The organism is Cohnella sp. LGH, from assembly GCF_017671885.1.
GTDB classification, from domain to species: domain Bacteria; phylum Bacillota; class Bacilli; order Paenibacillales; family Paenibacillaceae; genus Cohnella; species Cohnella phaseoli.
Window position 1 is genome coordinate 2,715,222 of the sequence record NZ_CP072117.1, and the last position, 11,765, is coordinate 2,726,986.

Annotated in this window: 17 protein-coding genes; 13 read left to right on the plus strand and 4 right to left on the minus strand. The window is 53.4% G+C overall.

The annotated features are described in order from the left end of the window. Window positions 1-16 precede the first annotated feature (16 nt). The 3 genes from J4772_RS11235 to J4772_RS11245 form a co-directional block, all read right to left on the minus strand. A complete protein-coding gene (locus tag J4772_RS11235) occupies window positions 17-922 on the minus strand; it encodes a LysR family transcriptional regulator (protein ID WP_209075257.1) in 906 nt (301 codons plus the stop codon). A gap of 103 nt (window positions 923-1,025) precedes the next feature. Continuing rightward, entirely contained in the window at window positions 1,026-2,285 is a 1,260-nt protein-coding gene (locus tag J4772_RS11240) for a tyrosine-type recombinase/integrase (RefSeq protein ID WP_209075258.1), read from the minus strand. Between the two features lie 127 nt (window positions 2,286-2,412). Then, window positions 2,413-2,763 (minus strand): helix-turn-helix domain-containing protein, encoded by a 351-nt coding sequence (locus tag J4772_RS11245; protein WP_247741073.1) that lies wholly within the window; start codon window positions 2,761-2,763, stop codon window positions 2,413-2,415. A gap of 180 nt (window positions 2,764-2,943) precedes the next feature. On the opposite strand from J4772_RS11245, the gene J4772_RS11250 reads away from it, so the two are divergent. From J4772_RS11250 to J4772_RS11260, 3 genes are read left to right on the plus strand one after another with little or no spacing between them, the layout of a single operon-like run. Further along, window positions 2,944-3,216 (plus strand): helix-turn-helix domain-containing protein, encoded by a 273-nt coding sequence (locus tag J4772_RS11250; RefSeq protein WP_209075260.1) that lies wholly within the window; start codon window positions 2,944-2,946, stop codon window positions 3,214-3,216. 4 nt (window positions 3,217-3,220) lie between these two features. Further along, window positions 3,221-3,505 carry a helix-turn-helix domain-containing protein gene (locus J4772_RS11255; protein WP_209075261.1) on the plus strand — a complete coding sequence of 95 codons (285 nt, stop codon included), beginning with the start codon at window positions 3,221-3,223 and terminating at the stop codon, window positions 3,503-3,505. Between the two features lie 5 nt (window positions 3,506-3,510). Further along, window positions 3,511-3,717 (plus strand): hypothetical protein, encoded by a 207-nt coding sequence (locus tag J4772_RS11260; RefSeq protein ID WP_209075262.1) that lies wholly within the window; start codon window positions 3,511-3,513, stop codon window positions 3,715-3,717. 9 nt (window positions 3,718-3,726) lie between these two features. Here the strand turns inward: J4772_RS11260 and J4772_RS11265 are convergent, their stop codons facing one another. Then, complete coding sequence (locus tag J4772_RS11265; RefSeq protein WP_209075263.1) at window positions 3,727-3,960, minus strand: hypothetical protein; 234 nt, start codon at window positions 3,958-3,960, stop codon at window positions 3,727-3,729. Between the two features lie 56 nt (window positions 3,961-4,016). Between J4772_RS11265 and yyaC the strand changes: the two genes are divergently transcribed. The 10 genes from yyaC to J4772_RS37515 all read left to right on the plus strand — a co-directional run bounded on the left by yyaC (window position 4,017) and on the right by J4772_RS37515 (window position 11,763). Beyond that, complete coding sequence (gene yyaC, locus J4772_RS37400; RefSeq protein ID WP_305827862.1) at window positions 4,017-4,775, plus strand: spore protease YyaC; 759 nt, start codon at window positions 4,017-4,019, stop codon at window positions 4,773-4,775. A 349-nt stretch (window positions 4,776-5,124) separates the two neighbouring features. Beyond that, window positions 5,125-5,454 (plus strand): hypothetical protein, encoded by a 330-nt coding sequence (locus J4772_RS11280; protein ID WP_209075264.1) that lies wholly within the window; start codon window positions 5,125-5,127, stop codon window positions 5,452-5,454. 118 nt (window positions 5,455-5,572) lie between these two features. Then, on the plus strand, window positions 5,573-6,469 hold the full coding sequence (locus J4772_RS11285; protein ID WP_209075265.1) for a hypothetical protein: 897 nt from the start codon (window positions 5,573-5,575) through the stop codon (window positions 6,467-6,469). Then, a complete protein-coding gene (sbcD, locus tag J4772_RS11290; RefSeq protein WP_209075266.1) occupies window positions 6,466-7,659 on the plus strand; it encodes an exonuclease subunit SbcD in 1,194 nt (397 codons plus the stop codon). The genes J4772_RS11285 and sbcD overlap by 4 nt, the downstream gene beginning before the upstream one ends. Then, on the plus strand, window positions 7,656-7,988 hold the full coding sequence (locus tag J4772_RS11295) for a VVA0879 family protein (protein WP_209075267.1): 333 nt from the start codon (window positions 7,656-7,658) through the stop codon (window positions 7,986-7,988). The genes sbcD and J4772_RS11295 overlap by 4 nt, the downstream gene beginning before the upstream one ends. Window positions 7,989-8,178: 190 nt before the next feature. Then, the gene (locus J4772_RS11300; protein WP_209075268.1) at window positions 8,179-8,376 is read left to right on the plus strand and encodes a hypothetical protein; all 198 of its coding nucleotides are present in this window, start codon (window positions 8,179-8,181) and stop codon (window positions 8,374-8,376) included. Then, window positions 8,373-10,907 carry an AAA family ATPase gene (locus tag J4772_RS11305; RefSeq protein WP_209075269.1) on the plus strand — a complete coding sequence of 845 codons (2,535 nt, stop codon included), beginning with the start codon at window positions 8,373-8,375 and terminating at the stop codon, window positions 10,905-10,907. The genes J4772_RS11300 and J4772_RS11305 overlap by 4 nt, the downstream gene beginning before the upstream one ends. Continuing rightward, window positions 10,897-11,130, plus strand: a complete 234-nt coding sequence (locus J4772_RS11310) for a RidA family protein (RefSeq protein ID WP_209075270.1) — start codon at window positions 10,897-10,899, stop codon at window positions 11,128-11,130. The genes J4772_RS11305 and J4772_RS11310 overlap by 11 nt, the downstream gene beginning before the upstream one ends. A 217-nt stretch (window positions 11,131-11,347) precedes the next feature. Continuing rightward, entirely contained in the window at window positions 11,348-11,614 is a 267-nt protein-coding gene (locus J4772_RS11315; protein WP_209075271.1) for a hypothetical protein, read from the plus strand. Beyond that, window positions 11,611-11,763, plus strand: coding sequence for a DUF6906 family protein (locus tag J4772_RS37515; protein WP_371822845.1), 153 nt, complete (start codon window positions 11,611-11,613; stop codon window positions 11,761-11,763). Before J4772_RS11315 ends, J4772_RS37515 begins: the two co-directional genes overlap by 4 nt. Window positions 11,764-11,765 lie beyond the last annotated feature (2 nt).

Consider the following 11,765-nt stretch of genomic DNA (forward strand, 5'->3'; position numbering starts at 1 on the left):
ACACTATTTCCCCAAGTCATTTTCCCAAGTCGATTTTGTCGATCGTAGAACGGAAAGTGGAGATGAACGCTTCGGCGGCGTTGGACAGGTATCTTCCCTTACGATAGGCGATGACCAGCGTACGCGTTGGATTGCCTTCCAGCCTTAAGTAGACCGGAGCACGGCCCTGCCAGTCGCTGCGCGTTACCATCTTCGGCAGGAAGGCGACTCCCATGCCCGCGGCGACCAGAGCCTGAACGGTGTCGATGTTGGCGCTCTCGAAGACGACGCGAGGGTCGAAGCCGGCTGCGGCGCACATGTCGTGAGCGATCAGACGGAAGCCTTGACCTTTCTTCAGCAAAATAAACGGTTCGTCCTTCAACTGGGAGACGGAGACAGCTTTATCACGATACTGTGCCAGCGGGTGGTCGGGTGGAACGGCTAGGCAGATGACTTCCTCGATGACGGGAAGATAGGCGAGCGAAGGCTCGATCAGCGGCAGCGACAGCAAGCTGACGTCGGTCCCGCCGCTGGCGGTTAACTGCTCCAACTGCCGCGTCGTCTCTTCGATCAGCACAATTTCAATGTTCGGATATGCCTCCCGGAAAGCGGGGAGCACATGCGGCAGCACATGAGCGCCGGTCATCGGCAGACTGCCCACGACGAGACGGCCTTTGCGCATGTCGGCGATATCCTCCATTTCGCGGCGAAGCTGGTCGGCCATATCGACGATTTGCTGCGCTTTTTTGACGAATACGTCGCCCGCATGCGTCAATTCGACGGAGTTGGTGCTCCGTTTGAACAGCAGCACGCCAAGCTCCTTTTCCAACTTGGACAGCTGCTGGCTGAGCGACGGCTGCGCGATATGAAGCTTTTCCGCGGCGCGCGAGAAGTTTCTTTCCTGTGCGATCTGGATGGCGTATTGCAATTGTCGGAACTCCATATGGCGGCCCTCCTATAGTCTGGAACTATTAACCTTATAGAAATTATAACATGAAATGACTGGTGTTTCAGGGGATTTGCCCACGACATGCCCACAATGGATATCAGATATCGTGAATTAGAGGAGAGAGGAGGAGTTCGAGTTTGTCTACATTTGCTTTTCTGCGAGCTTCGGTCACGTGCGTATAAATCAAACGTGTCATTTTGTCTGAAGCATGTCCCAGTTGAGTCTGAATATCTTCTAGAGGCATTCCGGCCTCCGCACAAAGACTTGCATAAGTGTGTCTTAATTTATGTGGGGTGATGCTAGTTGGTAGTTCTGCTCTAGTTAATGCTTCGCGGAGTCCTGTTCCCAATTCCTTGGTAATAAGTGGCCATCCGGGGTATTCCTTATAACCAACGAATACATGCAGAGGTCCTGAGTAAAAATCTGTTCCTTTTGACAACTTAAAAGCTTTTACGTCGGTTATCTGGGAATCAAGCATTTCTATTACGGACTGGACTACTCCGACTCGTCTCAGCTTTGAGTTTTTAGGCGTTCCTAGGTGGTGGCCTGAATACCCTTTATGTGTATTAAGTGTTGCGGCCACAACAATTTCTTTCTTCCGCTTGTCTATACGATCTGGCACCAAAGCGCATAACTCACCAACGCGCAATCCGGTATTAGAAAGTACATAAACTGCCCTGAATAGTTGCCTCATTGCAAAAGCTTCAATTGTAGTTTGTTGCTCAGACTCCATCAGCTTGATAGTTCGTAGGAGAGATGCTAATTGTTCTTTCTCGAGATACTCTGGCAATTCATCGTCTTGGATAGAAATCAACTGTTCAACAGTAATCTCATGCTTTGGTGGGGTTACATTTTCTGTAATATCTACTGCGATCATCTTATGACTTACTGCGAGTCCCCAAAGTAGTTTTGCGGATGAATGATACATTGATATTGTATTGTTCTTTAGGTTTAGATCGTCCCGCAAATAAAAAAGATAATTCTGATACTCATGAGATTCAATATCTTTAAATTTTTTTCCTTTGAAATATTTTCTAGCGTGGCTGAGGTTTGATGTATGGGAGACAATAGTTTTTGATTTTAAGTTTTTGGCCTTTGCGTACATTTCTAGCCCCTTTGTAGACCAATCATCAAATGATGCATTAATTGGATCGACAAACGTCCCTTTGATCAACTCCGCCTCTATCAACACACCTGCTTGATATGCCTCTAATGCAGTAGGGTATTGTGGTGTGTCGGTTTGTTTTCTTCCTGGTTTGCCGTCAGGCTTGACGATCGGAATATCATACCGATATGTGTACCCCTTCCCTCGTTTCCGCACTCCTGGATATTCATCATCTTTTCTTTTTCTAGGCATTTCCATCACTCCAAACATATGTTCGATAAGTGGGTATGATAAACCGCCTTGCGGCGGGGAAGCGCAAGATTATACGCAGCAAAATGGCATGTCGACAGTTTTACAAGAGATTATTTACAAAGAATCATCACTTCTTGGGGCGCCAGGACTTAATAAGCTCCTTAAACGAACGAATTACTTCTAGTTCTTCTTCTGTCCAATCCTCGCCATCACATTGAGCGGCAATATCCTTGAGGTTATCATCTTTATCTTTAGAATCAAGGTTCAATCCTAAAAGATCATCTAGTGTAATTCCAAAGAATGCAACGATCTTTCGTCCATTATCTAAGCTTGGTTCTTCGACATTGTTTTCCCATTTTGAAATCATGCTCTTATTAATATTTGTCCCGAACAAGTCATTGAACTGTTGTGCTAAGGTCTCTTGGGTGAGGCCTCTATTTGTTCTTAGCTCTTTGATCTTATTGCCGAGTGAATACACTAACAAAACCTCCAGAGCAACTGTTGTTTAGATGGGTCTAAACAAATATTAGCAGATAAGTTTCGAATTCGCAACATAATTCTAGAAAAACGTACATTTGTTGTTGACATCGAAACAAAGAGGTGTTTATACTTTGGGTGTGAAGTTTCGAATACGAAACAAGAGAGGGGAGGTTCAATCATGGGGATTGTTAAGCGTCGACATGTGCCATATTCCAAGTTTAAAGCATTCATGGGGGAAAATAGAATCAAGCAACATGATCTAGCACTCGCATTGGGTAAATCTAAAAGTGCTCTCAATCAGAATCTTAATGGAACAGGCGGGGACTTCGCAATGTTTGAGGTTAGAGCTATTTGCTCTATGTATGGTATCAGTGCTGATGAGTATTTTGTTTGTCCAGAAGTTTCGAAAACGAAACAGAGTGAATTGTTTCATCATCCAGAAAAGGGGTGACGTAATGAGTCGCGTTATTCAAGCAACAGGAATCGTATCTCAATTATTAAATTGGCTTAACCCCGATGAACAGAAAGAAGTAGTTCGATCACTCGTAAATGGTTATGGAGTACGCGATCAGGAGAGGTTGCCCCCTCTTTATACTGATCAGCAGGTAGCGGAAAGGTATAACGTATCAGTTTATACCATTCGAGAATGGCTAGGATCGGGAAAAATAAAAGGGTTCAAAGAGGGGCGGCAATGGCTCATTCGAGAACCGGACATTGCTGCTTTTGAGGAAAGGAGGTGAGTTGGGTGCAAATGAGCGTCCTTGTGGGCAAATCTATCGTTCGAGAGACGGCCGAAATGTTGATCGTCAAGGATGGCGAGCGGACCGACAGCTACAATCGCAAGTATTATCGGCAGGCTGGCGAAGCCGGTGAGTCGGTGGCATTGGTAGTCACGCGTAAGTTGCCGGTCCAGATCGTGACCGGACTGCATGGCGTACTGGCGCCACTCTAATCTATCAAACTACAGAATGGAGTGAATGCGGTGAACGCAGTAGTAGTTGCGAATGTGCTGCAGCAGCGAATTGATAGGCTCGACAGTTTGCTTACAGTTACGGTGGAGCATCCAGATTGGTTCGTTGATGTACGACGGACTCAGCTGGGAATCGAAAGGCGTATCGCGCTTCTTGAGCGCCTGCAGCTCGCAGAAATGAAAAACAGCCGCCCTGGCCGGCGGCTGAATTCGAAGGCAAATCAAAATGTAATTGCTCCTATTGTACCGCAGTGGCAGCTCACCGGCAAGGGGGCATCGACTTGAATGAAGCAATGGCGAAATTGGCGCAGGACTTAGCGCCGGACCGGATCACTTTCTTTTGCATCGGGACCGATCGGTCAACCGGCGATTCGTTTGGCCCATTGGTCGGATCCCGCTTATTGGAACTCGGATACAACGTAATTGGCACGATGGATAGCACTGCACATGGCGCGAATCTTCATGAACGAATGCGAGAAATACCCGAGGGCCACGCCATTATAGCAGTAGATGCATGCTTGGGTCGTCCCGAATCTGTTGGTGAAATTCGATTCCATACAGGACCGGTCCGTCCAGGCGCGGGGGTTGGAAAGGACTTATCGTCAGTCGGTGACTACCACCTCGTTGGCATTGTTAATGTCGGCGGCTTTATGGAGTATTTTGTCCTGCAGAATACGAGGCTGAGTCTCGTCATGCAATTGGTACAGCAAGCAGTAGAACTTATTTCCGCAGCGATTCCGCTGCCATCAAACGCCGCCGAAGCAGCGGCCACAATGGAGGAAACGAATATGAAAGCAACGGGTATTGTTCGGCGTGTTGATGATCTTGGACGTGTAGTTATTCCGAAGGAGTTACGCCGTACGTTGGGTGTGGCTGAAGGAGATCCGCTTGAAATCTTCGTTGATGGTGATCGAATCATCCTTCAGAAGTATGTTCCTGGCTGTGTAATCACCGGCAGCCAAGATGACCTGATCGCTTATCAAGGCAAGCAATACAGTCGAGCAGCCATTCGGAAGTTAGCTCGGAAAGCCGGCTTGTAATTCGGACAAGCCTTCCCGGTCGGGCATTCGGCCGGGGTGGCTGTCAACCATATCCGAAGACGTGCGAGTAGGCCTCTCCCCGGCCATGTCAGTGGCTCGTGCGTCTCCAGATGCGGCTGACGCATCAATTCGTAAGGAGAGGAGGGATCGCATGGGTGAAGCTGCAGAAGCTGTGCTGGAAGGATTGTATTTCCAGGTTTGCGGGGATCTGATCGACGGCGAAGAGCCGGGGTATCCGCGTAGTTGTGAGGATTGTGGAAATGAAAAATAGCCCGTTGCAGCGGGCTATCCGTAAAACCAAATCTGCCGCCATTTTACCACGATGGCGGCTCCCCTACAAGGAGGACTTATGGATAAACAATCGATTATCAATCGCCTGCTGGCGTTGCCGGCGGAAATTGCCGAAGCGGAGGAAGCTGTTCTTCAGGTCAATGGCCGGGTGGTCTTGGCAAAGGAGTCCTTGCAGGCAAAAGAGGATTCGCTCCTTCTCAACAACGTGATTGACGGGAAGAATGCCGAGACCCGTGCCGCACAAGTACGCCAGTATACTCAGAACGAACGTGAAGCACTGGCGGACGCCGAACTGAATTTGAAGAATGCGGTTGCTCGGCTGGGTAAAGTGCGGGACGAGTTCCGCGCACTTCGGGCGGTGGCCGAGCTCCTGAAGGAGGCGGCTTAATTTGTCCGAGGCTAACCTTACCGTTATGCCTCAATCCTCCGGCGGTGGCGCCGGGGGTGGGGCAATCGTTGATTTCGAGTTTGGGAGCGCGGCGGACTTCCGCCGGAGGATGGTAGACATGAAGCAAAAGTATGATGCTGTTCAGGAATTTTTCAAGGAAGTCATGGTCAAAGACGAAGATTTCGGCGTCATTCCTGGCACGCAGAAGCCATCTTTGTACAAGCCCGGGGCGGAGAAGCTGTGCGAGCTCTACGGGTTCGCGGCGATCGTCAAAGAGAAGATAGAGGAGCGAAGCTTCGAGACGGGGTTCTATCGTGTTTCGTTCACGCTGCAGATGATTCATCGCTCTAGTGGCGTTATCATTGGCGAAGGCGTCGGCGAATGCAGCACGAACGAATCGAAGTACATGTATCGCTGGGTAAGCGAGAATAAAATTCCGCGTCTTCTCAATAAGGATGAACTTTTATTTGAAGAAAAAGAAGGGCAGTACGGCGCATACAAGTCGTTCCGTATCCCGAACGAAGACTTGTATTCGCAATGGAACACTATCCTGAAGATGGCCTATAAGCGTGCATACGTCGGCTTGACGCTCCAATGTACTCGCTCGAGCGGCATCTTCACTCAGGACGAAGCGGAGATGGACGATTACGCCGACGTCGCTCCTGAAGATCGCAAGCAGCAGCGCGGTGGCCGTGCGGCTAATGCAAATAGCGGGCGTTATCAGGGCGGCGGACAGAAGAGTGGAGGAACTTCTGGCGGCAGCCGCTCTGCCGGCGGGCAGAGCGGTGGATCCGCGCAGAAGAATCGCGTTCTCGCACTGATGAAGCAGCAGGAACTTGATTGGAACAGTTTGGCCGACACTGCGAGCATTGCGTTGGGCCGGCAAATCAAGAAGGTTATCAGCGATATCCAGACTGAGGCGGATTGGAAGATTGTTGGCGATTTTCTCGAGATGGAAGCCAGCACGCAGCAGGATGGCGGATTCGACCCCGCCGATCTTCCGGAGGACTTATGACAAAAATCGCACACGTTGCAGACGCCCATTGGGGCTTTAACTATCCCGGCCCGACGCCGGGGGCGCGCTTCGCCGACATTACCCGAACCATGGACTGGGTGGCGACTCGCATTATCGACGAGCAGTGCGACCTCGTGCTGTTCGCCGGCGACGCATTCAAGGACGCCCGCGTCTTCATCGACCGGGCGACGGAGGAGATTCAGGCATTCGTTGCCTGGCTCCGCCGTCTCTCAAACGCCGGCATCGAGGTGATCGTCATCAGCGGAACGCCGTCGCACGATGCGATCAGTGCCTATCATTTAATTCGCGAGATGCAGATCCCGGGCGTCGAGGTCGTGACCGAGCCGCAGATCGCGGCGCTGCCGTCCGATGGAGATGTGATCGTCGCATGCCTGCCAGGCATGAACCGCTCGTCCTTTGCGACGGACCCGCGTTACACCGGCCTGCCGCCGCACGAATTCCACGCCAAGATGACCGAGGACATCACTGTTATATGCTCGGATATGCGGGAGGATTCCGGAGGCGTGCCGGTAATCTTGATGTCGCATCTCTCCTACAACCTGGCGGACTTGGGCTTCGAGGACGCGCTGTTGCAAAACGAGCCGATCTTGACGGATGAGGCTGCCCGCATGTTCGACCTCGTGGCCCTGGGGCACATCCACCGTCCGCAGCGAGCTGGCCGGAACGTTTATTACTGCGGTGCTCCGGAGCGGCATAGCTTCGGGGATGAGCATACGATTCCGGGATTTTGGATTCATGACTTCGACGGGCTTAACCTATCCGGTCCCATTGAAGGCGTAACGTCGCAATTTATAGAAACGCCGGCCCGCCGCTTCCGCACGATCGATTGGTGCGACATGGACATTGCGGCTTGGCTGGATGGCCAGGTGGACGACTTTGCCCATGTCCGTGACACAATCGTCCGGGTGCGGTATTCCTGCAGCGAGGAGCTGCAGAAGCGGTTCGATCGACGTTCGCTCGAGCGGGCGCTGTACGATGCGGGTGCTTTCTTCGTCGCGGAGATCCGTGCCGAAGTTGAGCGTTCGGAGCGGATCCGTGACACCGAGGTGACGGAGGGGCTGACGCCGCTCGCCGCGCTGGCTGCATGGGCAAATAATGAGGGGCTTGCGGAGGCGGAGTCTGCCGAACTGCTGGCCATCACGGAAGAATTGATGGGGGTGCTGAGTTGATCAAGCAAACTTTGGACGAATGGCGGGACGAAGCACGGGAACGCTTTGGCAACAAGGGAGTGGATTGGAAGTTCGTCTGCCCGAGCTGCGGGAATGTCCAGTCTCCGCAAGATTTCATTGATTCGGGTTGCAGTGAAGCGGAAGCAGCTCGGCTCGCCTATCAAGGATGTATCGGACGTCTCGCCCATGCTGGGATGAAAGTTGAAGCAAAAAGCTGTAACTGGTCCGCATACGGATTTCTCGGAACGATGGGGAAAGGGCGTATCGTGATTACTCCGGACAGCCAGGAAGTCGAAGTCTTTGATTTTGCTCAGGAGGCGGAAGCGTGAACGAATCTGCAAAGTGCGCATATTGCGGTGCTGAAAGACCTAAAACAGAGACGAAATCTGGCTCTATCATCTTCCAAGACTACAATTTCGTGACCAGGAAAAAATTCGTGAATAAGAAGTGGAATCTCTATTGCACCGACAAGCCGTGCCATGCGCACGATCAAATGGCGCACGAAGGGTAGGTGGTAACGTGGAAATCCGTGAAATCAGCGTAGACATGCTCTATACGAAAAGCCTGCCGAATTACGAGAACCTTAAGCTCGAAGCCGGCGTTACCGTCGCGCTTGCTCCAGGCGACAGCGTGGAGGAAGCCTACGACAAAGCTTGGAAGCTGGCTCGGGGCCAAGTTCGTGCTCAAATTCCGGCAAAGGGGGCGCCGCCGGTATGATTCCTATTCGCCTCATCATTAACAATTTCAGAGCCATCGAGCACGCCGACATTGATTTGTCGGCGGTTTCCTTGGCAGCGATCGCCGGACGGAACGGTGCCGGCAAGTCGTCCGCCTTCACGCTGGCGCCACGCTTCGCATGCTTCGGCGATGTGATCAGCGGCGTTAGTCTGGACTCCCTTGTCCGCAGCGGGACGACTGAGATGTCCGTCGAGTTCTGGTTCGAGCACCAGGGATCCACGTTCCGCGTTATCCGGACGCGCAGCACGAAGGGCAAGGGAAAGTCGACGCTCGAGTTTCAGCAGCGTGTCGACGATCGGTGGGAAAGCCGGTCCGCTGAGAAGATCGTTGACACTGAAGTCGTAATCAGGGGCCTACTTAACCTGGACGACGGAACATTTACGGCCAGCTCCATGATCCTGCAGGTGCAGGCCAATGCTTTTACTGGCGCAACGGCCGGCATGCGTAAGGAAATCCTGTCGCAGATTCTCGGGCTCAACGTCTATGAGCAGTTGCAAGAGCGCACCCGGCAACGGGCCTCCCTGCTCAACATCGAGATCGAGAAGGGGAAGGATAAGCTACTGGCGTTGGATGATCGGCTCACGGGGCGCGCAATGAAAGATAACGAATTGCAGAACCTCCTACAGAAGAACAGCGAGCTGCTGGCGGCGATCGACAAGGACGAGCAGGCGGCCAAAGCACTTGAGGCTCAACTCGCCCTGCTTAACACGAAGCTATCCCGCGCGCAGCAGATCGGTCGCGAAATCGTAGCGATCGAGGGTGAGGTCGATGCGTTGCGGCAGGAGAGGGCCGAGCACGGCGGCCGCCTCGAGCGCGCCGAAAAGATCCTCGCGAATGAAGAGCTTATCCTATCGAAATCGGCCGAACTTGAACGCATTCGCGGGGAACTGGCTTCGCTGGTGACGATGAAACCGAATGCGGATAGGTTGCGGACTGACCTGGGCGCAATGCTGGTCGACCTGCAGAAACTCGACGAGGACTTGTCCCAGATTGAGAAAAAGTCGTTCGAAACGGCGCTGAAGCTTGCCGGGCGCGAAGAGCTGCGGCAGCGGGCAGATGAGTATGAGCGACAATCCTTGCGGCTCCGCGACTTCGAGGTAAAGGCAGAAGCGTGGAACGCGCTGGAAATGGAGATACACTCGCTCGAGGCACGGCAGGATCGGGAGTTCGTCCGTGTTGAGGCGGAGGAGCGGCGCCTGAAAGAACGTATAGGCGCGCTTGAGCAGCAGGAGGCGCACATCCACGACAGCGGATGCCTACCGACGTGCAAGTTCCAGCAGGCGGCTGCGGCGGCCGTGGCGGATCTCCCCATACTTTGCGAACAGCTCGCTTTGCTCGATCGGTCGTCATTGGCCGCGCTCACGCTGACGATCGCCGAGAAGCAGACCGAACAGCAGGGACTCGGATACGACTTCGCCGCGCATCGCGATTGCAAGCGCTCGGTGGACGATCTGCGGGAGGCCGCGACGGCGTTCGCTCAGCTCTCCGGGAAAGACGAGCTGTTGCAACAGTTGGAGCAGCAGACTGCCGAGAAGCTGGCCCGCAAGGCTACCGGCGAAGCAAAACGGGATGATCTGCAGCAGCAGTTAGCTGATCTCGAACGAGCGCTCGAGCCGCTGCCGGAACTTCGCCTCAAAGTGGAAGACTTGCAGCGTTACGCCCGCCTGAAGGACGAGATCGGCGCTGCTCGCGTGGCAGCCGCAAACGCGAATGAGCGTATAATCGCCATCGATGCGGCGATCGGCGTGAAGCAGAGCCGGCGCGATGAACTGGCGCTCGAGCAAGCCACGCTCGAAGTCGAGACGTTGGATCACGCAGCGACCAGCGAGCGACTGGCCAGCCTGCAAACGATTATCGCGGTCGCTCGCCGGCAACTTGCCACCCTGGGCGAGCAGATCGGCGGGATGAAGGCCATCATGGCCGCGCTGGACGACGATCTGCTAGAACGTGACCGGCTTTCTGCCGAACTCGAGCCGAAGGCACTACGGTGGACGCGGTACCAGACGCTCATCAAGGTGTTTGGTAGGGACGGCATCCCGGCGTTGATCATCGAAAACGCCGTACCGCAACTTGAACGCATCGCGAACGAGATCCTTGGCCAAATGTCGAAGGGCAAGCACTACGTCCGCTTCGAGACACAGCGCGAGCTCAAGTCTCGCGCCGGCGTATCCGAGACGCTCGACATTTTGGTCGGCGATTGGACGGCGGAGCGACCGTATGAGACGTATTCGGGAGGCGAGCAGCTCCGCATCGACTACGCGATCCGATTCGCGCTTGCCGAGTTGTTGGCACAGCGCGCCGGCAGCAAGGTGGAGTGGCTGACGATCGACGAGGGGCTCGGCTCCCAGGACGCGGAGCATCGCGCGCTCGTTCTCGAATCTATTAAGTCGGTGGCTAATCGATTTAAGAGAGTCCTTGTCATCACGCACATTGAAGACGCGCAAGCTGCATTTGACCAGGTTATTCGCTTCAACAACGCTGACGGTGGGGTTGAGATCTGTGTCGCATGATTCAGCGGGGCCGGCGGGGCCGGTATATGACGACGACGGCGTGCTGTTAACCCAGTCCGGAATTGGTGAGCAGGCTTGGGCGCTGTACCACACCGATCCGGCGGCTTTCCGGCGCGCGGTTAAAGAGTACTTCGCTCTCGGTTATCCGGGATGGACGGCGCGGAAGGTGTCTTATAAGCGCAGGATTATCTGGATTCGTGACGATAGGGGGCGGACGATTTGACGGTAGAGCAGCTATTGCTATTTTCTGAATCTCGTTCCGAGCCAAGTCCGCCGAAGATCATCGCAGTCCGACCCATCGTCCTTAACGGATTTTATTATGAGCATAGCAGCCGAAAATTCGTTTCTTTCGTCCAGGGCAGGCGCCACTACGAGATTCCTGCAGCACGCTGCAAGTTTGATCGGGAGTGGCAAGACAAAATTAAGAGGGAGCGTGCGATATGAAAGATAAATTGAAGGTCATGGACAAGTGGCTGGAAGAAGCTATGGCAGAAGGTGATGAGGCAGCTCAAGCTCATCTGAATGCAATTGCACGTATTGTTGGCGGACAAGTCGCCAGACTGAGCAAACCTGACGACGTGCCTCCTACAATTGCGCGGACAGTTGAGGAGATGGGCAAAGGCGTTACGGCGGGCATGCTGATGCATCACGGCCAAGCGGGCTTTATGCACGTGGAGCTTCACAGCCTGTCCCGGAGCGGCCGATGAAGCACGGCAAGCGGCCAACAAGACGGCAAACGCTACAGATCAAGGCAGCCGGCTTTAACGCTGACAATTGGCTTGTGGTCAAGAGTATGCCAACGCAATTGCACCTCATCCATCGTTATACGAGTACGATCAAGATTATTGCAATTTAGGG